We start from the raw sequence: 22,791 nt of genomic DNA, 5'->3' as shown, positions 1-22,791 counted from the left end.
TCACCCCCGCATCCGCAGCCCGCGCGGCGTGACGAGGAAGCCCGCCGCGGTGAGCGCCTCGCTGACGGGCGCGGGGGCGCCTCCGAGGACGGCGCTGCCGTCGGCCCGCTCGATCGTCAGCCGGCCGAGCGCGCCGTCGCGCACGGCGAGGGCGAGGGCGTCCGCCGCGGGCTGGAGCTGCGCGGGGTCCTCGGTCCAGGTCAGCAGCGAGCGCCCGCCCCGCTCGACGTAGGCCACGAGCTCGCCGTCGACCAGCACGACGACCGCGCCCGCCTTGCGCCCCGGCTTGTGCCCCCCCGCGGTCTCGCCCGGGCGCTCCGGCCACGGCAGCGCAGCGCCGTACGCGTTGGCGGGGTCCGTCGCGGCGAGGACCAGCGCGTCGCCGCCGGCCGCCCGCCCGCTCGTCGGGCGTCCGGGGCGCAGTCCGCCCGACGCCCAGTCCGGGACGGTGAGCCGCTCGACGGCGGGGTCCTCCCAGCCGCGGGCGGCGTCGTCCCGCTCCGCGGCCTGCTGGAGGGCGCGCATCCGGTCGACCGCGCCGGGCAGGGCGAACTGCGCGGCGCCGAGGCCCTCGACGAAGTAGCCCCGGCGCACCCGGCCGTGCTCCTCGAACGCGCGCAGGACCGAGTAGACGCCGGCGAAGCCGCCGGGCAGGTGCTCGGCGCCGACGGCGCCGCGGGTGACGACGCCGTGCCGTTCGAGGAGCAGCTCGGCGGCGGCGGTGGCCCGGAGGGTCGCGTCGGTCTCCCGCTCGGGCAGCAGCGACCAGCGCCCCCCCAGCGTGGCGGGGGCGCTGCGCGCGGCGGTGCCGAGCGTGCGCATGCTGCGCACCGAGGGGCGTCCCGGCCGGGCGGGGCGCCCGCTCGTCCGCCTGGTCGACGCCCGGTCGCCGAGGACGGCGCGCAGCGGCGCGAGCGTGTCGTTGGTGGCCCAGCCGCCCCAGACGAGGTCCCAGAGCGCCGCGCCGAGGACCGTCTCGAGCACGGGCTCGTCGAGGGCGCCCGCGACCGCGTCGGACAGCTGGCGGAAGAACCAGCCCCCGCCGCGCCCGAGCGCGTCGAGCAGGGCGGCGTGGACCGGGGTGGAGACCGCCTCCTCCACCGGCAGCGGCAGCGTGAGCGCGGCCCCGTCGGCGAGGTGGAGGCCGACCCAGCCGTCGCCCCCGGGCAGCGCACCTGCGCCCGCCCAGAGCACCTCGCCGCTCGCGCAGAGCTCGTCGAGGTGACCGGGGTCGTAGCCCGCGACGCGCAGCGGGAGGACGAGCGACTCCAGCGCGGTCGCGGGCAGCGCGGCTCCGCTGAGCTGGGCGGCGGCGCGCAGGACCCCGTCGAGCCCGCGCTCGGGACTGCCGATGGAGTGCCAGGCCGGCAGGAAGCGGGCCAGCGCGCGCGGGGCGACGGGCTCGACCTCCTTGCGCAGGGCGGCGAGCGAGCGGCGGCGCAGGGTGCGCAGGACGCCGGCGTCGCACCACTCGGTACCGGCCGCGCCAGGGCGGAACTCGCCCTCCGCCACCCGCTGCGCCGCGGCGAGGCGGCGCAGCGCGTCGGTGGCCACGGCGACGCCGATGCCGAAGCGGGCGGCGACGTCCAGCGCGGTGAACGGGCCGTGGGTGCGCGCGTAGCGGGAGACGAGGTCACCGAGCGGGTCGGCGGCCAGCTCGAGGAACGCCTCCGGGACGCCGACGGGCAGGGGGGCGCCGAGCGCGTCGCGCAGGCGGCCGGCGTCCTCGACCGGCGCCCACTGCTCCTCGCCCGCGATGCGCGTGCGGAGCACCCGCCGCCGCCCCTCGAGCTCGACGAGCCAGTCCGGCTGCGCCCCGCGCTCCACCGCCTCCGCCGTGCTCAGCGGGCCGAGCGTGCGCAGCAGGTCGGAGGTGCCCTCGAGGTCGCGGACGCGGCGCTCGTCGGTGAGCCACTGCAGCTCGCGGTCGAGCTGCGCGACGACGTCGGGCTCCAGCAGCTCGCGCAGCTCGGCCTGCCCGAGCAGCTCGGCGAGCAGCGCGGGGTCGAGCGCCAGGGCCTGGGCGCGGCGCTCGGCGAGCGGCGAGTCGCCCTCGTAGAGGTACTGCGCGACGTAGCCGAAGACGAGCGAGCGCGCGAACGGGCTCGGCGTGGGCGTCTCCACCTCCACGACCCGCACCTCGCGGGCGGCGACCTGGCGCATGAGCTCGACCAGCCCGGGGACGTCGAACACGTCCTGCAGGCACTCGCGCACGGTCTCGAGCACGATCGGGAACGAGCCGTAGGAGCTCGCGACGCTGAGCAGCTGGGCGCTGCGCTGGCGCTGCGCCCACAGCGGCGTGCGGCGGCGGGGGTCGCGCCGGGGCAGCAGCAGGGCCCGCGCGGCGCACTCGCGGAAGCGGGCGGCGAACAGCGCCGACGCGCCCACCTCGCCGGTGACCTGCGGCTCGACCTCCTCGGGGTCGAGCACGGCGGCCTCGGCGCCGGCGGCGGCTCCGGCCGCGGGGTCCTCGGCGTCGCCGGGGAGCACGTCGACGTCCGGCAGTCGCAGCACGATGCCGTCGTCCGCGTGCATGACCTGGACGTCGAGGCCGGTCCGCTCCCGCAGGCGGGCGGAGAGGGCCAGCGCCCACGGCGCGTGCACCTGTGCGCCGAACGGCGAGTGGACGCAGACCCGCCAGTCGCCGAGCTCGTCGCGGAACCGCTCGACGACGATGGTCCGGTCGTCGGGCACGACGCCCGTCGCGGCGCGCTGCTCGTCGAGGTAGGCCAGCAGGTTGCTCGTGGCCCACTCGTCGAGCCCCGCGCGCGTGACCCGCTCCGCGGCGGCGGCGGGGTCGAGCCTGCCGAGCTCGCGGACGAACGCGCCGAGCGCCCGGCCGAGCTCGAGCGGGCGGCCGAGCGAGTCGCCGTGCCAGAACGGCAGCTTGCCCGGCACGCCCGGGGCGGGGGAGACGAGCACGCGGTCGTGCGTGATGTCCTCGATGCGCCAGCTGCTGGAGCCGAGCGTGAAGACGTCGCCCACGCGCGACTCGTAGACCATCTCCTCGTCGAGCTCGCCGACGCGGCGCGAGGCGCCCTCGCCCGAGGCGAGGAACACCCCGAACAGCCCGCGGTCCGGGATCGTGCCGCCGCTGGTCACGGCGAGGCGCTGCGCGCCCGGGCGGCCGGTGAGCTCGCCCGTCGTGCGGTCCCAGACGATGCGCGGCCGCAGCTCGGCGAACTCGTCGCTGGGGTAGCGGCCGGCGAGCATGTCGAGCACCGCGTCGTACGCGCTGCGGGGCAGCTCGGCGAACGGCGCCGCCCGCCGCACGAGCTCGAGGAGGTCGTCGACGTCCCAGGGCTCCATGGCGACCATCGCCACGACCTGCTGGGCGAGCACGTCGAGGGGGTTGCGCGGCACGGTGAGCGACTCGATCGCGCCCTCGCGCATGCGCTCGGTGACGACCGCGGTCTGCAGCAGGTCGCCGCGGTACTTGGGGAAGACGACACCGCGGCTCACCGCCCCGACCTGGTGCCCGGCGCGGCCGACGCGCTGCAGCCCGCTCGCCACGGAGGGCGGGGACTCCACCTGGATCACCAGGTCGACCGCGCCCATGTCGATGCCGAGCTCGAGGCTGCTCGTGGCGACCACCGCCGGCAGCAGGCCCGCCTTCAGCGCCTCCTCGGTGAGCGCGCGCTGCTCCCGACTGACCGAGCCGTGGTGCGCCCGCGCGATCTCCGCCCCGGCGGGGACGCCGCGGCTGGCCCCCGCCTGTGCCATCACCGCCGCGGGCTGCTGCTCGCCGGAGGGGGCGAGCTGCTCGCCCTGCGCCCGCTCCCAGGCGATCTCGTTCAACCGCGCGGTGAGCCGCTCGGCCAGCCGTCGGGAGTTGGCGAAGACCAGCGTCGAGCGGTGCGCCGCGACGAGGTCGACGATCCGCTCCTCGACGTGCGGCCAGATGCTGGCGCGCCGCTCACTGCCCGCGGCGGAGCCGAACGGCTCTCCGGGCTGGGGCGCGCTGGCCGAGGGGCTCGCCCCGGGCTCCGCCATGTCCTCGACGGGGACCACGACCGAGAGGTCGAACTGCTTGCTGCTCGGCGGGCGGACGACGACGGCCGACCGGCTGCCGGACAGGAAGCGGGCGACCTCCTCGGCCGGGCGGACCGTGGCCGACAGGCCGATCCGCTGGGCCGGTCGCTCGAGCAGGGCGTCCAGCCGCTCCAGGCTCAGCGCGAGGTGGGCGCCGCGCTTGGTGCCCGCGACCGCGTGGACCTCGTCGACGATGACCGTCTCGACCCCGCGCAGGCTCTCGCGCGCCTGCGAGGTGAGCACGAGGAAGAGCGACTCGGGCGTGGTGATGAGGATGTCGGGTGGGCGGCGTGCGAACGCGCGCCGCTCGTCGGCGGGGGTGTCGCCGGAGCGGACCCCGACGGCGACGTCCGGCACTGCGAGGCCCAGCCGGGCCGCCGACTGCCGGATGCCCGTGAGCGGCGCGCGCAGGTTGCGCTCCACGTCGACGGCCAGCGCCTTGAGCGGCGAGACGTAGAGCACGCGGCAGCGCTGCTTCGCGTCGTCGGGCGGGGGAGCGGCGGCGAGCCGGTCGAGCGACCAGAGGAACGCCGCGAGCGTCTTGCCGGACCCCGTCGGCGCGACCACGAGCGCGTCGCGCCCGGTGCTGACCGCCTCCCAGGCCCCCCGCTGCGCCTCGGTCGGTGCGGCGAACGCACCGGTGAACCAGGCGCGGGTGGCGGGGGAGAAGCGGTCGAGCACGTCGGTGCCGGGTGCGGGAGCGTCGCCGGCCGGGCTGGTGGGTGTCGGGGCCGTCGGTGCTGGGTCCGTCAGTGCCGTGCCCGCGGTGGCCGCGTCCGGGTCGGACGGGGTGGGGGTGGCATGGCGGCGGGGCACCCTCCCAGCATGCCCCGCGGCACCGACACTCACCGCCCGGCGAGCGGGGGGAACGGCCTGACCTGCGGCTCCCCTCGGCTGAGCCGGCTCCGGAGGCTGGTCCTGCCGGCTGCCCCTGCTGGGCCTGCCGGCTCCTCCCGCTGGGCCTGCCGGCTCCTCCCGCTAGGCCTGTCGGCCGAGGCCCAGGACGCCGCCGCCCCCGTGCTTGCGGTGCACGGACTGCTTCGTCACCCCGAGCTGCGCGGCGACCTCGGCCCAGGAGAGCCCGGCGTTGCGGGCCCGGCGCACCAGCTGCGCCTCGAGCCGTTCGGTCTCCCGGCGCAGCTCCGCCGCGGCGCGGAGCGCCGCCCGCGGGTCGTCGTCACCTGCCGCCTGGGCGAGTGCCACCAAGGTCCCCACCTCCACTGGAGCGTCTCCTCATCGTCAGCACGTGCTGACGATGACGGTACGCACGGAGGAGCCCGGCGTCAACACGTGCTGACGGGCGGGAGGGGTCCGGGTGCCGCGAGGGCGCGTCAGCGCGCGGTCTCGGTCGCCCGGGACTCCCGGACGACGACGACCTTGATCTGCCCCGGGTAGGTGAGCTCGTCCTGGATCTGCTTGGCGATCTCCCGGGCCAGCACCTGCGCCTGGATGTCGTCCACGCGGTCGGGCAGCACCATGACGCGCAGCTCGCGCCCGGCCTGCATCGCGAAGACCTTGTCGACGCCCTCGTGCGCGTGGGCGATCTCCTCGAGCCGCTCGAGGCGCTTGACGTAGGCCTCGACCGGCTCGCGGCGCGCACCGGGGCGCGAGCCGCTGATGGCGTCCGCCGCCTGCACGAGCACGGCCTCGACCGTCCGCGGCTCGACCTCGTTGTGGTGGGCCTCGATGGCGTGGACGACCTCGGCGTCCTCGCCGTACTTGCGGGCGACGTCGGCCCCGACCAGCGCGTGGCTGCCCTGCGCCTCGTGGGTCAGCGCCTTGCCGAGGTCGTGGAGGAACGCGGCGCGGCGCAGCAGCTGCTGGTCCAGCCCCAGCTCCCCCGCCATGAGGCCGGCGAGGTGAGCGCTCTCGACCGAGTGGCGCAGGACGTTCTGGCCGTAGGAGGTGCGGTAGCGGAGCTTGCCGAGCAGCGCCACGAGCTCGGGGTGGAGGTCGGTGACGCCGACCTCGACCAGGGCGTTCTCCGCGGCTCGCAGGCAGCGGGCGTCGACGTCGCGCTGGGCCCGCTCCACGGCCTCCTCGATGCGCGAGGGGTGGATGCGCCCGTCGAGCACGAGGGCCTCCAGCGCGGTCCGGGCCACCTCGCGGCGCACCGGGTCGAAGCTGGAGAGCAGGACCGCCTCGGGCGTGTCGTCGACGAGCAGGTTCACGCCGGTGACGGCCTCGAAGGCGCGGATGTTGCGGCCCTCGCGGCCGATGATGCGGCCCTTCACGTCGTCGCTCGGCAGGTGCAGGGCGGTGACGACGGACTCCGTCGTCTGCTCCGAGGCCACGCGCTGGATGGCGGAGGTGACGACCTCGCGGGCGCGCGCGTCGCCCTCCTCCTGGGCGAGCCGCTCGATCTCGCGCACGCGGAGGACGGCGTCGCGCTTGGCCTGCCGCTCAGCTGCTGCGAGGACCTCGGCACGGGCTTGCGCCACACCGAGCCCCGCGGTCCGCTCGAGGACGGCGAGGCGCTCCTCCTCGAGGCGGGAGAGCTGCTCCGCGCGCTCGGCGAGGGCCCGCTCGCGCTCGGCCAGGGCGGCCTCGCGCTCCGCCGCCCGCCGGGCCAGCTCCTCGACCCGGTCCTCGCGGTCGGACGCGCGCCGCTCGCGGCGCTCGAGGTCCTCGCGCAGGCGGGTGAGCTCGCTCCGGGCGGCGCCGAGCTCCTCGTCCACGCGCAGGCGCACGGCAGCGGCCTCGTCCTGGGCGGCGCGGAGCAGGGCCGCGGTGTCGAGCGCGCGGGAGGCGCTGTGGCGCTGCTGGCGCAGCAGCAGACCGAGGGCGAGCAGGGCGACCGCACCCAGCACGAGCAGGGCCAGCAGCTGCGCGGCTCCGCTCGACACCGGTCGCTCCTTCCGCCTCCGTCCCCCTCCCGGGGGCCCGTCCCACCTGGGGTGGAAGGTCCCACGGTACGCCGTGGGCGGGCCAGGTCGTGCCCGGGGACACCCGTCAGGACCAGCCGCGCCGGCTCCCGGCCCTGCCCCCGAGGGGCCGTCGGCCGGCCGACCGGAGGCGCCCGCCGCGCCCGTCGCCGAGGGGGCCACCGGGATCATCGCCGGGGTCCTCGCTGGCGCGAGTGCCGGTGGTGCTGGAGGCGCCGGGCTCGCCGTCGTGCTCGCCGTCGTGCTCGCCGTCGTGCTCGCCGTCGTGCTCGTCGCTGTCCTCGTCGAGGCCGCCGACGCCGTCGTCCAGCGACCAGGCGCCGGTGTCCGCCTCCCCGGTCGCCACGGCGTCCAGCTCCTCGCGCACGAGGGCGAAGGCCGTCCCCGGCGAGTGCCCCTTGCGGGCGAGCATGGCCACCAGGCGCCGTTCGGCCACCTCCCGCGGGAGGCTGCGGGCCGCGCGCACGCGCTTGCGGACGAGCGCCCGGGCCGCCTCGCGCTCGTCGTCGGGGTCGACCTGCTCCAGGGCCGCCTCGACGTCGTCCCGGTCCACGCCGCGCTCGCGCAGCTCCATGGCGACCGCCCGCCGGGACAGGCCGCGCGAGGCCACCCTGCTGCGCGCGAAGCCGGCGGCGTACGCGGCGTCGTCGACGTAGCCGAGCTCGGTGAAGCGGTCGAGGACGCGTGCCGCGACGTCGTCGGGCACGCCCTTGCGGCGCAGCGCCTGCTCGAGCTGGCCGCGGGTGCGGGCCGCGGCCGTGAGCTGGCGCAGCACGGCCTCGCGCGCGACGGACTCGTGCTGCTCGGGGGTCCGCGCGGCCGCGGCCTCGGCAGCGCGCGCCGCCCGGTCGGCGGGGGAGGGCCGGGAGCGGGCGCCCTCGGTCCTCGTCCGCCGACCGCGCCGTCCTCCGGCCGGCCGGCCGCGGCCCTCGTCGGGCGCGTCGGCCGGCCCTGGGGCTCCGGAGTCCACCGCTAGAAGTCGACGTCCTCGATGCTGACGTCCTCGGCGGGGGCGTCCAGCTGCGGCCCGACGCCGAGCTTCTCCTTGATGCGCTTCTCGATCTCGTCGGCGAGGTCGGGGTTGTCGCGCAGGAAGGCGCGGGCGTTCTCCTTGCCCTGGCCCAGCTGGTCGCCCTCGTACGTGTACCAGGCGCCGGACTTGCGGACGAAGCCCTGCTCGACGCCGAGGTCGATGAGCCCGCCCTCGCGGCTGATGCCGATGCCGTAGAGGATGTCGAACTCGGCCTGCTTGAACGGCGGGGCCATCTTGTTCTTCACGACCTTGACGCGGGTGCGGTTGCCGACGGGGTCGGCCCCGTCCTTCAGCGTCTCGATGCGCCGCACGTCGAGGCGGACCGAGGCGTAGAACTTCAGCGCCTTGCCACCGGTCGTCGTCTCCGGCGAGCCGAAGAACACGCCCACCTTCTCGCGCAGCTGGTTGATGAAGATCGCGGTGGTGCCCGACTGCGACAGCGCACCCGTGATCTTGCGCAGCGCCTGGCTCATGAGGCGGGCCTGCAGGCCGACGTGCGCGTCGCCCATCTCGCCCTCGATCTCGGCGCGCGGCACGAGAGCGGCGACCGAGTCGATGACGATGACGTCGAGGGCGCCCGAGCGGATGAGCATGTCCGCGATCTCGAGCGCCTGCTCGCCGGTGTCCGGCTGCGAGACGAGCAGGGCGTCGGTGTCGACGCCGAGCTTCTTCGCGTACTCCGGGTCGAGGGCGTGCTCGGCGTCGATGAAGGCCGCGATGCCGCCGGCGCGCTGGGCGTTGGCCACTGCGTGCAGGGCGACGGTCGTCTTGCCCGAGGACTCCGGGCCGTAGACCTCGACGATGCGGCCGCGGGGGAGCCCGCCGATGCCGAGCGCGACGTCGAGGGAGATGGCGCCGGTCGGGATGACCTCGACGGGGGCGCGCCCCTCCTCGCCGAGCCGCATGACGGAGCCCTTGCCGAACTGCCGCTCGATCTGCGCGAGGGCGGTGTCGAGCGCCTTCCCCCGGTCTGCTGCTGGTGCCACGGAGATCCTCCCGGTCTTGGTGCCCACTTGTCTCGCCACGTCTCCGGAGGCTAGGGCCGGGCACCGACAGAGCCGCTCCGCGCGGGCCGCGCCTGTGGACGACGGGCCCTGCGTGCGCGCCTGTGGACGACCGGCGTGCTGCCGCACGCGAGGTGCGTACGGTGTGCTCCCAGTGAAGCGAACACGTGTTCGAGGATCAACACGACACGCCGCAGCGGGCGGCGGGGAGGAGCGGGCGTGCGACTACCTCAGCGCCGCGGGCAGCTGCAGCTCGGCGTGGACCACGCGCCACACCTCGCGGGCGTCCTCGCCGGCGGCGAGCGCCTCGTCGACCGTGCGCTGCCCGAGCCCGAGCAGGACGTGGTCGCGCGCCACCCACTCGGCCTGCGCGCCGAAGGCCTCGCGCATCCGCTCCTGGAAGTCCGTGAGCCTCACCCCTCCAGGATGCCCCGGCGCCGGCGGTGCGGCCAGGCGCCCGCTCCCCGCGCCGGGACCGCGCACCGCCCCCCGGCCGTACCCTTGTGCCTCGTGGCCCGCACGTACCAGGTGCGCACCTACGGGTGCCAGATGAACGTCCACGACTCCGAGCGGCTCTCCGGCCTGCTCGAGGCCGCGGGCTACGAGCGCGCCGAGGGGGACGGGGTGGCGGACCTCGTCGTCCTCAACACCTGCGCGGTGCGCGAGAACGCCGACAACAAGCTCTACGGCAACCTCGGGCACCTGGCGCCGGCGAAGGCCGCCAACCCCGGGATGCAGATCGCCGTCGGCGGCTGCCTCGCCCAGAAGGACAAGGGCGAGATCGTGCGCCGCGCCCCCTGGGTCGACGTCGTCTTCGGCACCCACAACCTCGGCTCGCTGCCGGTGCTGCTCGAGCGCGCCCGGCACAACGCCGAGGCGCAGGTGGAGATCCTCGACGCCCTCGAGACCTTCCCCTCGACGCTGCCGAGCCGGCGCGAGAGCCCCTACAGCGGCTGGGTGAGCATCAGCGTCGGCTGCAACAACACCTGCACCTTCTGCATCGTGCCGGCGCTGCGCGGCAAGGAGCGCGACCGCCGCCCCGGCGACGTGCTCGCCGAGGTGGAGGCGCTCGTCGAGCAGGGCGTCGTCGAGGTGACGCTGCTCGGGCAGAACGTCAACGCCTACGGCGCGGAGTTCGGCGACAGGGGGGCGTTCGCCAAGCTGCTGCGCGCCTGCGGGGGCGTCGACGGCCTGGAGCGGGTGCGCTTCACCTCACCGCACCCGCGCGACTTCACCGACGACGTCATCGCCGCCATGGCCGAGACGCCCAACGCCATGCCGAGCCTGCACATGCCGCTGCAGTCCGGGTCCGACGACGTGCTGCGGCGGATGCGCCGCTCCTACCGGCAGGAGCGCTACCTGCGGATCGTCGAGGACGTCCGCGCCGCGATCCCCGACGCCGCCATCACCACGGACATCATCGTGGGCTTCCCCGGAGAGACCGAGGCGGACTTCCAGGCGACCCTCGACGTCGTGCGGGCTGCGCGGTTCTCCAGCGCGTTCACCTTCCAGTACTCCAAGCGCCCGGGCACGCCCGCCGCCGAGATGGAGGGCCAGCTGCCCAAGCAGGTCGTGCAGGAGCGCTACGAGCGGCTCGTCGAGCTCCAGGAGCAGGTGTCCTGGGACGAGGCCAAGCGGCTCGTCGGCCGCCGGGTCGAGGTGCTGGTCGCCGAGGGCGAGGGCCGCAAGGACGGGGAGACCCGGCGGCTCTCCGGGCGCGGGCGCGACGGGCGCCTGGTGCACTTCGCCCCTGGAGCGACGGCGCCCAGGCCGGGCGACCTGGTCGAGGTCGGCGTGACCTACGCGGCCCCGCACCACCTCGTCGCCGACGAGGCGCCGACCGGGGTGCGGCGCACGAGGGGCGGTGACGCGTGGGAGGCGGCGCAGGCCCGGCCGCCGGCCCAGCGGCGCGCGGTCTCCCTCGGCCTGCCCGCTGTCGGCGCGCCTGAGCCGCTGCCTGCCGACGCCCCGGCCTGTGCGGCGTCCTGAGGCGGAGCGCCCGCCGTGCCCTCCCACGCGATGCCTGACGCGGTGCCCGACGTGATCCCCGGCGTGATCCCTGGCGTGGTCCCTGGCGTGGTCCCTGGCGTGGTCCCTGGGAGGCTGCCCGGCGTGCTCACCGAGATGCCGTCCCGCTCGCTGACCGCGGGCGCCGACGTGCTCGACGGCGTGGTGGTCTGACGTGGCGCTCGTGGCCGCAGCGGTCGTCCCCTCGCCGCCTGCCCTCGTCCCCGAGCTCGCCTCCGGCGCCGCGGGCGAGCTCGACGAGCTCCGTGCCGCCTGCGACGCGGCCGTCGCCGCTCTGGTGGCCCACGCCCCCGACCACGTCGTGGTCGTCGCCACGGCCCCCTCGACCGGACCGCGGGAGGCCGACGAGCGGGCCGACCTCGCGGCGTACGGGCTGGACCTGCGGCTGGGTGGCGGCGAGGGCCCGGGGCGGTTCCCGCTCGGGAGTGCGCTCGGCGCTTGGCTGCTCGGCCGCGCCGGCTGGACCGGACCGGTCGAGCACCTCGGCGTCGCGACGGACGAGCCCACGGCGACGTGCCTCGCGCTCGGGCAGGCCCTGGCGGACGGGAGCGGCCGTACCGCGCTGCTCTGCGTCGGCGACGGCAGCGCCCGGCGGGGCCCCGGCTCCCCGCGCTGGCCGGACGAGCGGGCCGTGCCGTGGGACACCGCTGTCGAGGAGGCGCTCGCTGCCGGCGACCCGGCGGCCCTCGCCGCCCTCGACCCGGCGCTCGCCGTGGAGCTGGCCGTCGACGGGCGGGCGCCCTGGCAGGTGCTCGCCGGTGCCGCCGCCGGCCGGTCGTGGAGCGGCGAGCTGCGCTGCTCGTGCGCGCCCTGGGGCGTGGCGTACGCGGTGGCGAGCTGGACCCCGGCGTGACCCTGGTCGCCGTCGTCGGGGCGACGGCCACCGGCAAGACCGAGCTCGGCGTCCGGCTGGCGCTCGCGCTCGGCGGCGAGGTCGTCAACGCCGACTCGATGCAGCTCTACCGCGGCATGGACATCGGCACGGCCAAGGCGAGCGAGGAGGAGCGGCAGGGCGTCCCGCACCACGTGCTCGACCTGTGGCCGGTCACCGAGCCGGCGGACGTCGCCCGCTACCGGACGGCCGCCCGTGCGGCGGTCGCCGAGATCGAGGCCCGCGGCCGTACCCCTGTCCTCGTCGGGGGCTCGGGGCTCTACGTGCGCGCGGTCCTCGACGACCTCGAGCTGCCCGGCACGGACCCTGAGGTGCGCCGGGCGCTGGAGGCCGAGCTCGCCGAGGTCGGTCCAGCCGCCCTGCACGCGCGGCTCGCGACGAGGGACCCCGCTGCGGCGGCGGCGATCCTGCCGAGCAACGGGCGCCGACTGGTCCGCGCGCTGGAGGTCGTGGAGCTGACCGGCTCGTTCCGCGCGCAGCTGCCGGAGCCGCGCTACCTGCGCCCGACCGTCCAGCTCGGGGTGCGCCGTGAGCGGAGCGTCCTCGACGAGCGGATCGCCGCCCGCGTGGACCGGATGTGGGAGCGCGGGCTCGTCGACGAGGTCGAGCGGCTCGTCGGGGAGGGCCTGGCGGAGGGGCCGACCGCGAGCCGGGCGCTCGGCTACGCGCAGGTGCTGCGCGCGCTCGAGGGTGCGACGACGCTCGACGCCGCGCGCGAGGAGACGGTGCGGGCGACGCGGCGCTTCGCCCGCCGCCAGGAGTCGTGGTTCGGGCGGGACCCGCGCGTGCGGTGGGTCGACGGGGGCGACGCGGCCGGTCTCGACGCCCTTGTCGCCGAGCTCGCCGCGTCACCCAGCACGTCGCGTTGATCACCTGTGCAACACGCCCGTAACACGAGCGTGAGTCGATCGCCGCGGGCGGGTACAGCCTCGTCATGCGAGCGAGATGTCGGGTTTCTCCCCACATGGGATTGCTCGGCGCGATCTGCCTCGGGCTCCTCGTCGTCCCCCCGCCGCTCGGCGCGTCGGTGGCCGAGCCCGGCAGCGCGGCGAGCGCGGCGGGCTTCGGGGGCGGGGTCGCCAGCCAGGACGACGAGGCGACGCGGGCGGCCCACGACATCCTCGCCTCCGGCGGTACCTCGACCGACGCGGCGGTCGGAGCGGCCGCTGTCCTCGCGGTCCGCCAGCCGAGGGTCGCGGGCCTGGGAGGCGGGTCGGTGGTCGTCCACGTCGACGCCTCCGGTGCCGCAGCGGTCGACGGCTGCGCCCCGCTCTCCGCGCCGGACGCCTGGCGCGCTGCCGAGGCCGCGTGGGGCGCGAAGGAGGAGGACCTCGACGTCTACGGCGCGGCGGAGCACCTCGCCGCGGCCCCGCTGCGCCGTGCCCTGGCGAGCGCGACGGCCCATCTGTCGCGTACCTCGTCGGCTGTCGCCCCCCAGTCGCTGCCGACCGAGCGCCTCGGCGACCTCGACGTGGCGGGCGGCGCCGTCGGGGCACGAGCCGCGCACGTCGCGGGCGACGCGTACGCCACGGTCGTCGTCGCCGACCGCTGGGGCAGCCTCACCGCCGTCGTCAGCTCGATGGGCCGCGTCGGCGGGAGCGGCGCTGTGGACCGGACGACCGGCGTCGCGCGGGGCGCGGACCTGCCGGCGCTCTGCGGGGACGCCCTGCCCACCGTGCTGCTCGCGCCCGGCGCGGGCGGCCAGCTGGACCCGCTGCTCGCGGTCGCCCCGGGAAGCGCGCGGAGGCCGGCGACAGCCGACAGCCGGGCGGCGGTGCGCGACGTGCTGCAGGCGCGGACGAGCGACGGCAGCGGTCTCCGCGACGCCGTACGCGCCCAGGCCGCGCCGCTCGTCGCCGTCGAGTACGTCCGCGACGGGCGGGTCGAGGCCGTCGGTGACCCCCGCGGCGGGGGCAGTGCCGCGGTCGTGCACGCGGAGTGAGGACGACCGGGTGACCGGTCCGGGCACACTGGAGCCATGAGCGGCTTGCTGCAGCTGACCAAGGGCCACGGCACGGAGAACGACTTCCTCCTGGTCGCCGACCCCGACGGGCTGCTCGACATCGGCCCCGACCTCGTCGCCGCGCTCTGCGACCGCCGGGCGGGGATCGGCGCGGACGGGCTCATCAGGGCGGTGCGCAGCGGCGCGCTGCCCGAGGGGGCGGCGTACGACGAGGCGACGTGGTTCATGGACTACCGCAACGCCGACGGCAGCATCGCGGAGATGTGCGGCAACGGGGTGCGGGTCTTCGCCCGGTTCCTCGCCGCGCAGGGGCTCGTCGAGCCCGACCTGCCGCTGTCGGTGGCGACGCGCGGCGGCCTGAAGGCCGTGCGCTTCGAGGACGACGGCGCCATCACGGTCGGCATGGGCGTGCCGGGACCGGGGCCGGAGCGCGTCACGGTGACGACCGGGGCCGGGCAGTGGACGGCGAGCGGCGTGCACCTGCCGAACCCGCACGCGGTCGCGCTCGTCGACGACCCGGACGCGGTCGGCACGCTCGTGGACGTGCCGCTCGTGGAGCCGGCCACGGCGTACCCCGAGGGCGTCAACGTCGAGTTCGTGCAGGTCGTCGCGCCGGGCCTGCTGCGCATGCGGGTCCACGAGCGCGGGGTGGGGGAGACCCGCTCCTGCGGCACGGGCATCTGCGCGGCGGCGGTCGTCGCGGCGCGCAGCCACCCCGGGACCAGCACGTGGCAGGTCGAGGTGCCGGGCGGGACCTGCTCGGTGGCGCTGCTGCCGGACGGCACCCTCGAGCTGACCGGGCCGGCCGTGCTCGTAGCCACGCTCGAGGTAGACCCCTCCGCGCTGACCCGCTGGCGGATTCCCGCGTGACGCGACGGGGTCGGCGTGCCACCCTCGTGGGAAGCATCGCCGACCCCGGAGCGTTGACCCCGACGTATGACGAACCCCATGACGGCCGCCACGGCCGAGACGTACGCCCTCGACGACGAGCTCGAGGACACCACCGACATCCACCTCGACGACACCGGGCTCGACGACACCGGGCTGGATGACGACCCCGAGACCGGCGAGCTCGACCGCTCCGACCGCCAGGCCCTGCGCCGCGTCGTCGGGCTGTCGACCGAGCTCCAGGACGTCACCGAGGTCGAGTACCGCCAGCTGCGCCTCGAGCGCGTGGTCCTCGTCGGCGTGTGGACCGAGGGCACCGCGGAGGACGCGGAGACGAGCATGGCCGAGCTGGCCGCGCTCGCCGAGACCGCCGGCTCCGAGGTCCTCGACGCGCTGATCCAGCGCCGCGACAAGCCCGACGCCGGCACCTTCATCGGCTCGGGCAAGGCCAAGGAGCTCCGCGAGGTCGTCATCGCGACCGGCGCCGACACCGTCATCTGCGACGGCGAGCTGACCCCTGGCCAGCTCATCGCGCTGGAGAAGGCGGTCAAGGTCAAGGTCATCGACCGCACCGCGCTGATCCTCGACATCTTCGCCCAGCACGCGAAGTCCCGTGAGGGCAAGGCGCAGGTCGCGCTCGCGCAGATGCAGTACATGCTGCCGCGCCTGCGCGGCTGGGGTGAGTCGATGTCCCGGCAAGCCGGTGGTCGCGTGGCCGGCGGTGGGGGCATCGGCACCCGCGGCCCCGGTGAGACGAAGATCGAGACCGACCGCCGCCGCATCCGCCACAGCATGGCGAAGCTGCGCCGCGAGATCCGCGAGATGGGTACGGCGCGCGAGACCCAGCGGGCGTCCCGTCGTCGTGGCGGCGTCCCGTCGGTCGCGATCGCGGGCTACACCAACGCGGGCAAGTCCTCGCTGCTCAACCGGCTGACCGGTGCCGGCGTGCTCGTCGAGGACGCGCTGTTCGCGACCCTCGACCCGACCGTGCGCCGGGCGGAGACGCCGGAGGGGCGGGCGTACACCATCACCGACACCGTCGGGTTCGTGCGCCACCTTCCGCACCAGCTGGTCGAGGCGTTCCGCTCGACGCTGGAGGAGGTCCGCGACTCCGACCTCATCCTCCATGTCGTCGACGGCTCGCACTCCTCCCCGGAGCTGCAGCTGGCCGCGGTCCGCGAGGTGCTCGGCGAGATCGACGCGCGGCACGTCCGCGAGCTCGTCGTGGTCAACAAGGCCGACGCGGCCGACCCGGCGGTGCTCGACCGGCTGCGGCGCAACGAGCGCGACGTCGTCATCGTCTCCGCGAAGACCGGCGAGGGCATCGCCGAGCTCAAGCGCGCGGTGGAGGAGGCGCTGCCGCGGCCCGAGGTGACGGTGGACGTCGTGCTGCCGTACGCCGCGGGCGCCCTGGTCGCGCGGGTCCACGAGCGCGGCGAGGTGCTGCGCGAGGAGCACCTCGGTGAGGGCACGCGCCTGGTCGCCCGCGTGAGCGAGGCGCTGGCAGGCGAGCTGGCGGCGTACGCGCCCAGCGCGGTGTAGCCAGCAGGAGCAGGTCGGAGGGGCGGGGTGCCGAGCACCCCGCCCCTCTCGCCGTCCCCGGGGGCGGGCACGGCAGCGAGGAACGTGCAGGTCGAACCCCCCTTTCCGGAACTCTTCGGGCGGGCGTAGCGTTCGGCTCGCCGGGCGCACAGCACCCGGACAGCCGGTGCTCAGGTCCAGGAGGACTGCATGCGTGTCCGTCGTCTCCTCCCGCTCAGCGCGGCGCTGGCCCTCCCGGGCCTCGCCCTCGCGCCGAGCCTGCTGCCGGGCGGCGCGTCCGCCGGCACCGGGCCCGCGCCGCTGCACGGTGCCCAGCTCGCCGCCCTCGGGTCGCCGGCGCGCAGCGTCCCCGGCCCGGACGGGCCCAACCTGTTCTCGGCGACGCTGCCCAACGGCCGTCGCATCACCCCGGCCGGCCGCAGCATCCAGGTCGGGCAGAACCCGCTCAACTCCGTGCTGACGCCGGACGGGCACTTCCTCGTCACGAGCAACTCCGACGAGCGGAACACCCCGCCGAAGGTCGGCACCATCATCGACCCGGCGGACCGCAAGCGCGGGTCGGGCGCGGCCCTGTCGTCGTACGCGCTGAGCATCGTCGACACGACGACGATGACGGTCGTCGCGTCGGTGACGCCGCCGAAGACGAACTACCCGCACCCCGGGTCCACCTCCAACGGGCGCGTCGACTCCGACGCCAGCAACGGGCTCTTCCTCGGGGTGGCCGTGCAGGCCAACCCCGACGGCACGCCCGGCTACCGCGTCTTCGCGAGCGGCGGCGTCGCCGACGTCGTCTACGTCTACTCGGTGGGCGCGGACGGGACGATCGCCGCCGCGCCGCAGCAGATCCCGCTGCCGGTGCCGACGGACACGACGCAGGCGACGTACGGCATGGCGGCTCCCGGCTGGCTGACGCTGTCGGCCGACAAGCAGACGCTCTACGTCGTCAACAACAACGGCAACAGCGTCACCCCGGTCGACCTGCGGACGTTCACGCCCGGCACGCCGGTGCCCGTCGGCTACTTCCCGTACGCCGCGCTGCAGGTCAAGGACAAGCTGTTCGTCAGCAACTGGGGCGTGACCACGCGCACCTTCGCCGACGGCCAGGGCACGGTCGACCCGAAGACCGGCGTCGCGACGCACGCGTTCACCACCAAGATCGGCGGCGGGACGACCAACCGCTTCGCCAACCCGGACACCGACCCGGCGAAGTCCTCCAGCCTGTCGGTGCTCGACCTCGCCAGCGGCCTGACGGCGAAGACCTCGGTGAGCCTCGCCCGCCCGATCGACGGGATCAACGTCGTCGGCGGCACGCACCCCTCCGCCCTGGCGTACGCCGCCAAGCGCGGCAAGCAGGCGGTCTACGTCGCCGACGCCAACGAGGACGCGATCGCGGTCGTCGACCCGACGAGCGAGAAGCTGCTGCGCCGCGTGCTGCTCCCGGTGCCGACGCTGCCGGGTGCCGTGCAGGGCGGGGAGGGCACCGGCCCGACCACCTTCGGCCTCACCCCGAACGCCCTCGCGGTCAGCCCGGACCAGAAGACGCTCTACGCCGCCGAGGCCGGGCTCAACAGCATCGCGGTCTACGACCTCAAGGACCCGACGGCGCCGTCCTTCCGCGGCCGGATCCCCACGGGCTGGTACCCGGTCGGGGTGACCGTCTCGCCGGACGGCTCCCAGCTCTACGTCACCAACGCCAAGGGTGCGGGCGCGCCGTACCACTACCAGGGCACCTACGTCTCGCCCGGCGTCTACACGAACCCCGACGTCAACTGGTTCTACGGCTCGGTGCAGAAGGTCGACCTCTCGCGCATCAACCTGCCGCGCTCGACCGCGCAGGTCGTGAAGAACACCGTCGTGAAGAAGGCCGCGGACACCGCGAAGCTCGGCGTGCTGCAGAAGAACCTCAAGCACGTGGTGTTCATCCTGCGGGAGAACAAGTCCTACGACACCTACTTCGGTGACGACGCGGTCCTCAACGGCCGCGGCGCCCGCGGCAACCCCGACTACGCGCAGTACGGCCCCTACGTCCGCAACGCCAAGTCGCTCGCCGAGACCTTCAACGTCGGCGACAACAACTACGCCGACTCGGAGGAGTCGAACGCCGGTCACTCGTTCGCGCTGGCGGGCACGTCGACGGACTACCAGCAGAAGACCCTGCTGTCGCGCTTCCAGCGGCCCCTCGTCAACATCAAGAACGAGGACCCCGAGGACTACCCGCTGCAGGGCTACATCTACAACGCCATGGCGCGCAACGGGAAGTCCTACCGCGACTACGGCGACAACATCCGCATCAGCGGCTACGACGACGGGTCGAGCAACGACTTCTGCAGCGACGACCCGAAGCCCGGCTGCAGCAACGCGACCTACAACACGATCGCCGACACGACGTCGCCGACGGCGGGACTGGGTGGCACGTACAGCGAGACGCTGCCGGCGCTGAAGGTCCTCGGCGGCCACCTCGACGAGAACTACCCGGGCTGGAACCTCCGGATCTCGGACCAGCGGCGCGCCAAGGAGTTCATCTCCGACTACGGCTCGCTCGTCAGCAAGGGCACGGCGCCGCAGTTCGCGTCCGTGTGGCTGCCGGGTGACCACACTGGCGGGTGCGCGACCCCGACGACGAAGTGCACTCCCAACCAGGAGGTCGCCGACAACGACGTCGCCCTGGGCCAGATCATCGACTACCTCACGCACTCGCCGATCTGGAAGGACACCGCGATCTTCCTCACGCAGGACGACGCGCAGAGCTCGCCGGACCACATCAACGCGCACCGCACCTACACGACGGTCATCTCGCCGTACGCCGTGCGCGGCCAGGTGGTCCACGACTTCGGCTCCACGGTCTCGGTGCCGAAGACGATCGAGGAGATCCTCGACCTGCCGGCGATGAGCTACGGCGACCTGCTCGCCAACGACCTGCTCGGCTACTTCACCACCAAGCCCGACCTGACGCCGTGGAGCCCGGTCGCGACCCAGGCTGCGGCGCACGTCCCGGCTGAGGTGGCGAAGGTCTGGTCGCTGGCGTCGAAGCTGCCGACCGGGACCTACGACACGGGGACGGGCCAGCTGCAGAAGCTGACCTCGGTCTACTTCCAGTCGCTGGCGCTGTCGAAGCACAAGGCGGCGCTGTCGGCTCCCGCGTACGCGAAGCAGCAGGCGGCGCTCTACGCGAAGGCGGAGCGGATCGTCTCGTAGCACCGCAGCGACGCACGACGCCCCCGGGGAGATCCCCGGGGGCGTTCGTGCGTCTGGACGCTCAGGTGCCGAAGCAGCCGTCGATGCCGTAGACCGGGTTGACGAACCGCGAGCCGTCCGGCGCCGAGAGCTCGGGCGCGCCGACGACGGCCTGCTGGCCGGTCGCCGTCCAGCAGCCGCCGGCCTTCGCACTGACGTCGTAGTCGGCCTCGAGCGGAGAGCCGTCGGCGGCGAACCAGCGCAGCGTGCACGTCCACTCACCGGCACCGGAGCGCGACGCCGACCCGGGCTTGGCGCAGGAAGCCCGTGCTGACACGGCTTCTTCGGACAGCCCGGCCGTGCCGAGCCGCGCCTGCTGGCGCACGTAGAGCCGGTCGAAGCTCGTCTGCAGCGACGTCTGGAGGCGGTCGACCGTGACGTCGTCGGGCCCGCAGGCAGCGATCAGCAGCGCGAGCGGCAGCAGTGGGAGCGCGCGGCGCATCAGCCCACCTCGTCGCGGTCGTGGAACCGCCACCAGGCGACCGACACCAGCACGACGACGTACGCCGCGCTGACGGCGAGCGACTCGACCAAGGGGCGCAGGAACACCGGTGCCGCAGCCAGTCCGTGCCAGGCGCCGAAGTCCAGCGTCAGCAGCAGGTGGCCGAGCAGGTCGGAGCGGCCGAGGAAGGCGTAGAGCTGCATGAGCAGCCCGAGGACGACCGGCGCGACGACCCCGACGACGGAGCTGCGCGAGACCACGCTGAGCGCGACCCCGAGCGAGGTGAAGCCGAGCGCGGGCGGCAGGCAGGTGAGCCACGCGCCGAGGTCGAGCCCGAGGGCGGAGCCCGGCGACAGCACGTTGCCCGACAGCCCGACCAGCGGGTGCGACCCGACGAGCAGCACCCCTGCGAGCGTCGAGGAGACGGCGAGCAGTGCGACGAGGAAGACCGTCCAGCACGCGGCGGCGAGCACCTTGCCGGTGAACACCTCACCCCGGCTGCGGCTGCGGGTCAGCAGGGTCTTCCACGTCCCGTGGGCGTCCTCGACGCTGAAGATGTCACCGGCGACGACGCAGGTGAGCGCGGGGAACGCCCACTGCGCGACGAACCCCAGCACCAGCAGGGGGAGTGCGTAGCCCGACTCCTTCACCCACCGCCCGAACAGCGTGTCGACGGGCAGCTGCGACTGCGACTCGAGCAGCACCACGAAGGCGAAGGGGCCGACGAGGCAGAGCAGGGCGGCGATGCGGACGCGCCACAGTGACGCGAGGGTGCGGAGCTCCCAGCGGAGGACCGTCGTCACGCCACATCCGTCAGCGCGAAGAACAGCGCCTCGAGCGGAGCGGTCTGCAGCTGCAGGGTGCGGATGGGGACGCCGGAGCGGCCCAGCACCACGGCGTACGCGTCCATGTCGGCCTGCGTCGCGCTGACGACGAGCCCGGCGGGCGTCCGCTCGACGGTGACGCCGGCGGGAGCGAGGGTCGCGGCGGTGGCGTCGTCCGCCGTGCACAGGAGGTACGCCGCGACCGGCGCCTCGGTGCGCAGCCCCGCCATCGACCCGGTACGCGCCACCCGCCCCCGCGCGAGGATCGTCACGCTGTCGCAGAGCTCGTCGACCTCGGCCATGTCGTGGCTGGAGAGCAGCACGGTGGTGCCCTCGTCCGCGAGCTCGCGCACGAGCATGCGCACGTCCCGCGCCCCCGACGGGTCGAGCCCGTTGGCCGGCTCGTCGAGCAGCAGCAGGCGCGGCCGCCGGACGAGGCAGGCGGCGATGCCCAGACGCTGCCGCATGCCGAGGGAGTAGTGCCGCACGGCACGAGTCTGCCTGCTGTCGAGCCCGACGCGCGCCAGGGCGTCCTCGACGTCACCCGCGGCGCCGAGCCCGTCGAGGTCGGCGAGCATGCGCAGGTTGGTGCGCGCCGACAGCGACGGCTTGAAGCGCGGCGACTCGATGAGCGACGCGACGCCCTCGCGCGCCGCCGGGCCGAGCGCGGGATCGTGACCGAGCACGCGCACGGTCCCGGCGCTCGGCGACACCAGGCCGACGAGGATGCGGAGCAGCGTGGTCTTCCCGGCGCCGTTGGGGCCGAGCAGGCCGTGGACGGAGCCTTCGGGCACCTCGAGGTCGACGCCGTCGAGGGCGGTGACGTCGCCGAACGCCTTGACCAGGCCGCGGACCTCGATGGCGGGCTGTGCCGTGTCGATCACGCTCCGGACGCTAGTACGCGAACGGCGACGTCAGGTGAACGACGCGGGAAGACTCAGCCGACGCCGGGCTCGGGCGCGTACTCGCCGAGGAAGTCCTGGCCGATGAGCTGCTCGTCGACGGCCTTCTGCCCGGAGTAGCAGACCCACACCGTGCCCTTGGCGTCCTGGCTGCGGCAGCCGCCGGCGATCCGCTCGTCCTTGCCGGTGAACGGCTCGATCGTGCCGGTCCAGTCGCTGACCGCGGTGCTGCGCAGCCCGCCCTCGACCGTGCAGCGGAACGTGCTGTCGCCGGTCGACGTGCACACCGGCTGGACGCCGGCGAACCACACGTTGGCCGCGGGCAGGCCGGTGGCCACGTCGCCGGACCCCAGCAGCGCGTACGCCGCGGCGCTCCCCGCTCCGGCGACGACCACGGCGGTGGCGACGCCGGCGACGAGGGTGCCGCGGGAGCGCAGTCGGCGGGAACGACGGGTGACGACACCGCGGGTGGTGAGGCTGCGGGACACGGCGGTCTGCAGCTCGTCGCCGAGCAGGACGAGGTCGGGGTTCACGGGGTGCTCCGATCGGTGGAGGAGAGGGAGACGCGCAGGGCGGCGAGCCCGCGCGAGACGCGGATGCGGGCCGCGCCGGGGGAGATGGCCAGGTCGTCGGCGACCCGGTCGTAGGGCAGGTCGTCGAGCACGCGCAGCTGCACGGCGCGGCGCTGGCCCTCGGGCAGCTCGGCGAGCGCGGCGTGGAGGTCCTCCTCGAGGCCCTCGACCCACGCGTCGGCGGGCGGGACGGTGGCCCGGTCGACGGTGAGGTGGAGGCGGCGCGCGGCGTCGGAGGCGAGGCGCTGCTCGCGTACGGACCGGAGCAGCAGGTGGCGGGCGATGCCGAACAGCCACGGCCCGCACGAGCCGGCGTGCTGGTCGTCGAAGCGGTGCCGGGAGAGCCACGCCTGGGCGAAGGTCTCGGCGGTGAGGTCGAGGGCGGCGTCCCGGTCGCGCGTACGCCGCTCGAGGAAGGCCGCGACGCGCTCGGCGTGCCGGTCGTAGAGCTCGCGGTACGCCGTGGGGTCGGAGCCGGAGCGGCGGAGCAGCTCGGCGTCGGTGGGGGTCACGTCTGCACATGCCTCCGGCGGCCGCTGTTGTTTCAGTG

The 22,791-nt window shown here is 75.2% G+C and carries 19 protein-coding genes; 8 read left to right on the top strand and 11 right to left on the bottom strand.

Features of this window, described 5'->3' with window-relative positions:
* The 6 genes from EV189_RS11550 to EV189_RS11525 all read right to left on the bottom strand — a co-directional run bounded on the left by EV189_RS11550 (window position 1) and on the right by EV189_RS11525 (window position 9,371).
* A complete protein-coding gene (locus EV189_RS11550) occupies window positions 1-4,713 on the bottom strand; it encodes an ATP-dependent helicase (RefSeq protein WP_407938139.1) in 4,713 nt (1,570 codons plus the stop codon).
* Window positions 4,714-5,010: 297 nt separating this feature from the next.
* Window positions 5,011-5,235 (bottom strand): helix-turn-helix domain-containing protein, encoded by a 225-nt coding sequence (locus EV189_RS11545; protein ID WP_231116421.1) that lies wholly within the window; start codon window positions 5,233-5,235, stop codon window positions 5,011-5,013.
* Window positions 5,236-5,363: 128 nt separating this feature from the next.
* On the bottom strand, window positions 5,364-6,878 hold the full coding sequence (gene rny / locus EV189_RS11540) for a ribonuclease Y (protein ID WP_231116309.1): 1,515 nt from the start codon (window positions 6,876-6,878) through the stop codon (window positions 5,364-5,366).
* A 106-nt stretch (window positions 6,879-6,984) separates the two neighbouring features.
* A complete protein-coding gene (locus EV189_RS11535; RefSeq protein ID WP_130493130.1) occupies window positions 6,985-7,887 on the bottom strand; it encodes a regulatory protein RecX in 903 nt (300 codons plus the stop codon).
* A gap of 2 nt (window positions 7,888-7,889) precedes the next feature.
* Window positions 7,890-8,936 (bottom strand): recombinase RecA, encoded by a 1,047-nt coding sequence (recA, locus tag EV189_RS11530; protein ID WP_130493733.1) that lies wholly within the window; start codon window positions 8,934-8,936, stop codon window positions 7,890-7,892.
* A 243-nt stretch (window positions 8,937-9,179) separates the two neighbouring features.
* Window positions 9,180-9,371 carry a DUF3046 domain-containing protein gene (locus EV189_RS11525; RefSeq protein WP_130493129.1) on the bottom strand — a complete coding sequence of 64 codons (192 nt, stop codon included), beginning with the start codon at window positions 9,369-9,371 and terminating at the stop codon, window positions 9,180-9,182.
* 9 nt (window positions 9,372-9,380) lie between these two features.
* On the opposite strand from EV189_RS11525, the gene miaB reads away from it, so the two are divergent.
* From miaB to EV189_RS11490, 8 genes are all read left to right on the top strand, one after another.
* Window positions 9,381-10,943 (top strand): tRNA (N6-isopentenyl adenosine(37)-C2)-methylthiotransferase MiaB, encoded by a 1,563-nt coding sequence (gene miaB, locus EV189_RS11520; RefSeq protein ID WP_130493128.1) that lies wholly within the window; start codon window positions 9,381-9,383, stop codon window positions 10,941-10,943.
* Window positions 10,944-10,973: 30 nt separating this feature from the next.
* Complete coding sequence (locus EV189_RS20200) at window positions 10,974-11,135, top strand: hypothetical protein (protein ID WP_165400266.1); 162 nt, start codon at window positions 10,974-10,976, stop codon at window positions 11,133-11,135.
* 10 nt (window positions 11,136-11,145) lie between these two features.
* On the top strand, window positions 11,146-11,835 hold the full coding sequence (locus EV189_RS11515) for a class III extradiol ring-cleavage dioxygenase family protein (protein WP_231116307.1): 690 nt from the start codon (window positions 11,146-11,148) through the stop codon (window positions 11,833-11,835).
* On the top strand, window positions 11,760-12,743 hold the full coding sequence (gene miaA, locus EV189_RS11510; RefSeq protein WP_231116305.1) for a tRNA (adenosine(37)-N6)-dimethylallyltransferase MiaA: 984 nt from the start codon (window positions 11,760-11,762) through the stop codon (window positions 12,741-12,743). The genes EV189_RS11515 and miaA overlap by 76 nt, the downstream gene beginning before the upstream one ends.
* A 95-nt stretch (window positions 12,744-12,838) precedes the next feature.
* Window positions 12,839-13,816: a gamma-glutamyltransferase gene (locus tag EV189_RS11505; RefSeq protein ID WP_165400265.1), complete on the top strand. Its 978-nt coding sequence runs from the start codon at window positions 12,839-12,841 to the stop codon at window positions 13,814-13,816.
* 36 nt (window positions 13,817-13,852) lie between these two features.
* Complete coding sequence (gene dapF, locus EV189_RS11500) at window positions 13,853-14,707, top strand: diaminopimelate epimerase (protein ID WP_130493124.1); 855 nt, start codon at window positions 13,853-13,855, stop codon at window positions 14,705-14,707.
* A 78-nt stretch (window positions 14,708-14,785) separates the two neighbouring features.
* Window positions 14,786-16,267, top strand: a complete 1,482-nt coding sequence (gene hflX / locus EV189_RS11495) for a GTPase HflX (RefSeq protein WP_130493123.1) — start codon at window positions 14,786-14,788, stop codon at window positions 16,265-16,267.
* A 189-nt stretch (window positions 16,268-16,456) separates the two neighbouring features.
* On the top strand, window positions 16,457-19,462 hold the full coding sequence (locus EV189_RS11490) for a bifunctional YncE family protein/alkaline phosphatase family protein (RefSeq protein ID WP_130493122.1): 3,006 nt from the start codon (window positions 16,457-16,459) through the stop codon (window positions 19,460-19,462).
* Window positions 19,463-19,523: 61 nt separating this feature from the next.
* On the opposite strand, the gene EV189_RS11485 is transcribed toward EV189_RS11490, so the two are convergent.
* The 5 genes from EV189_RS11485 to EV189_RS11465 are packed head-to-tail and all read right to left on the bottom strand — an operon-like array spanning window position 19,524 to window position 22,753.
* On the bottom strand, window positions 19,524-19,943 hold the full coding sequence (locus EV189_RS11485) for a hypothetical protein (RefSeq protein WP_130493121.1): 420 nt from the start codon (window positions 19,941-19,943) through the stop codon (window positions 19,524-19,526).
* Window positions 19,943-20,746: an ABC transporter permease gene (locus EV189_RS11480; protein ID WP_130493120.1), complete on the bottom strand. Its 804-nt coding sequence runs from the start codon at window positions 20,744-20,746 to the stop codon at window positions 19,943-19,945. The genes EV189_RS11485 and EV189_RS11480 overlap by 1 nt, the downstream gene beginning before the upstream one ends.
* Window positions 20,743-21,651 carry an ABC transporter ATP-binding protein gene (locus tag EV189_RS11475; RefSeq protein ID WP_231116304.1) on the bottom strand — a complete coding sequence of 303 codons (909 nt, stop codon included), beginning with the start codon at window positions 21,649-21,651 and terminating at the stop codon, window positions 20,743-20,745. Before EV189_RS11475 ends, EV189_RS11480 begins: the two co-directional genes overlap by 4 nt.
* 53 nt (window positions 21,652-21,704) lie before the next feature.
* A complete protein-coding gene (locus EV189_RS11470) occupies window positions 21,705-22,202 on the bottom strand; it encodes a hypothetical protein (RefSeq protein WP_130493119.1) in 498 nt (165 codons plus the stop codon).
* The gene (locus tag EV189_RS11465) at window positions 22,199-22,753 is read right to left on the bottom strand and encodes an RNA polymerase sigma factor (RefSeq protein WP_130493118.1); all 555 of its coding nucleotides are present in this window, start codon (window positions 22,751-22,753) and stop codon (window positions 22,199-22,201) included. Before EV189_RS11465 ends, EV189_RS11470 begins: the two co-directional genes overlap by 4 nt.
* Window positions 22,754-22,791 lie beyond the last annotated feature (38 nt).

Source organism: Motilibacter rhizosphaerae (assembly GCF_004216915.1).
Classification (GTDB): domain Bacteria; phylum Actinomycetota; class Actinomycetes; order Motilibacterales; family Motilibacteraceae; genus Motilibacter; species Motilibacter rhizosphaerae.
The sequence above is the reverse complement of the archived record's forward strand: the minus strand, read 5'-3'. Positions and strand labels throughout refer to the sequence as shown.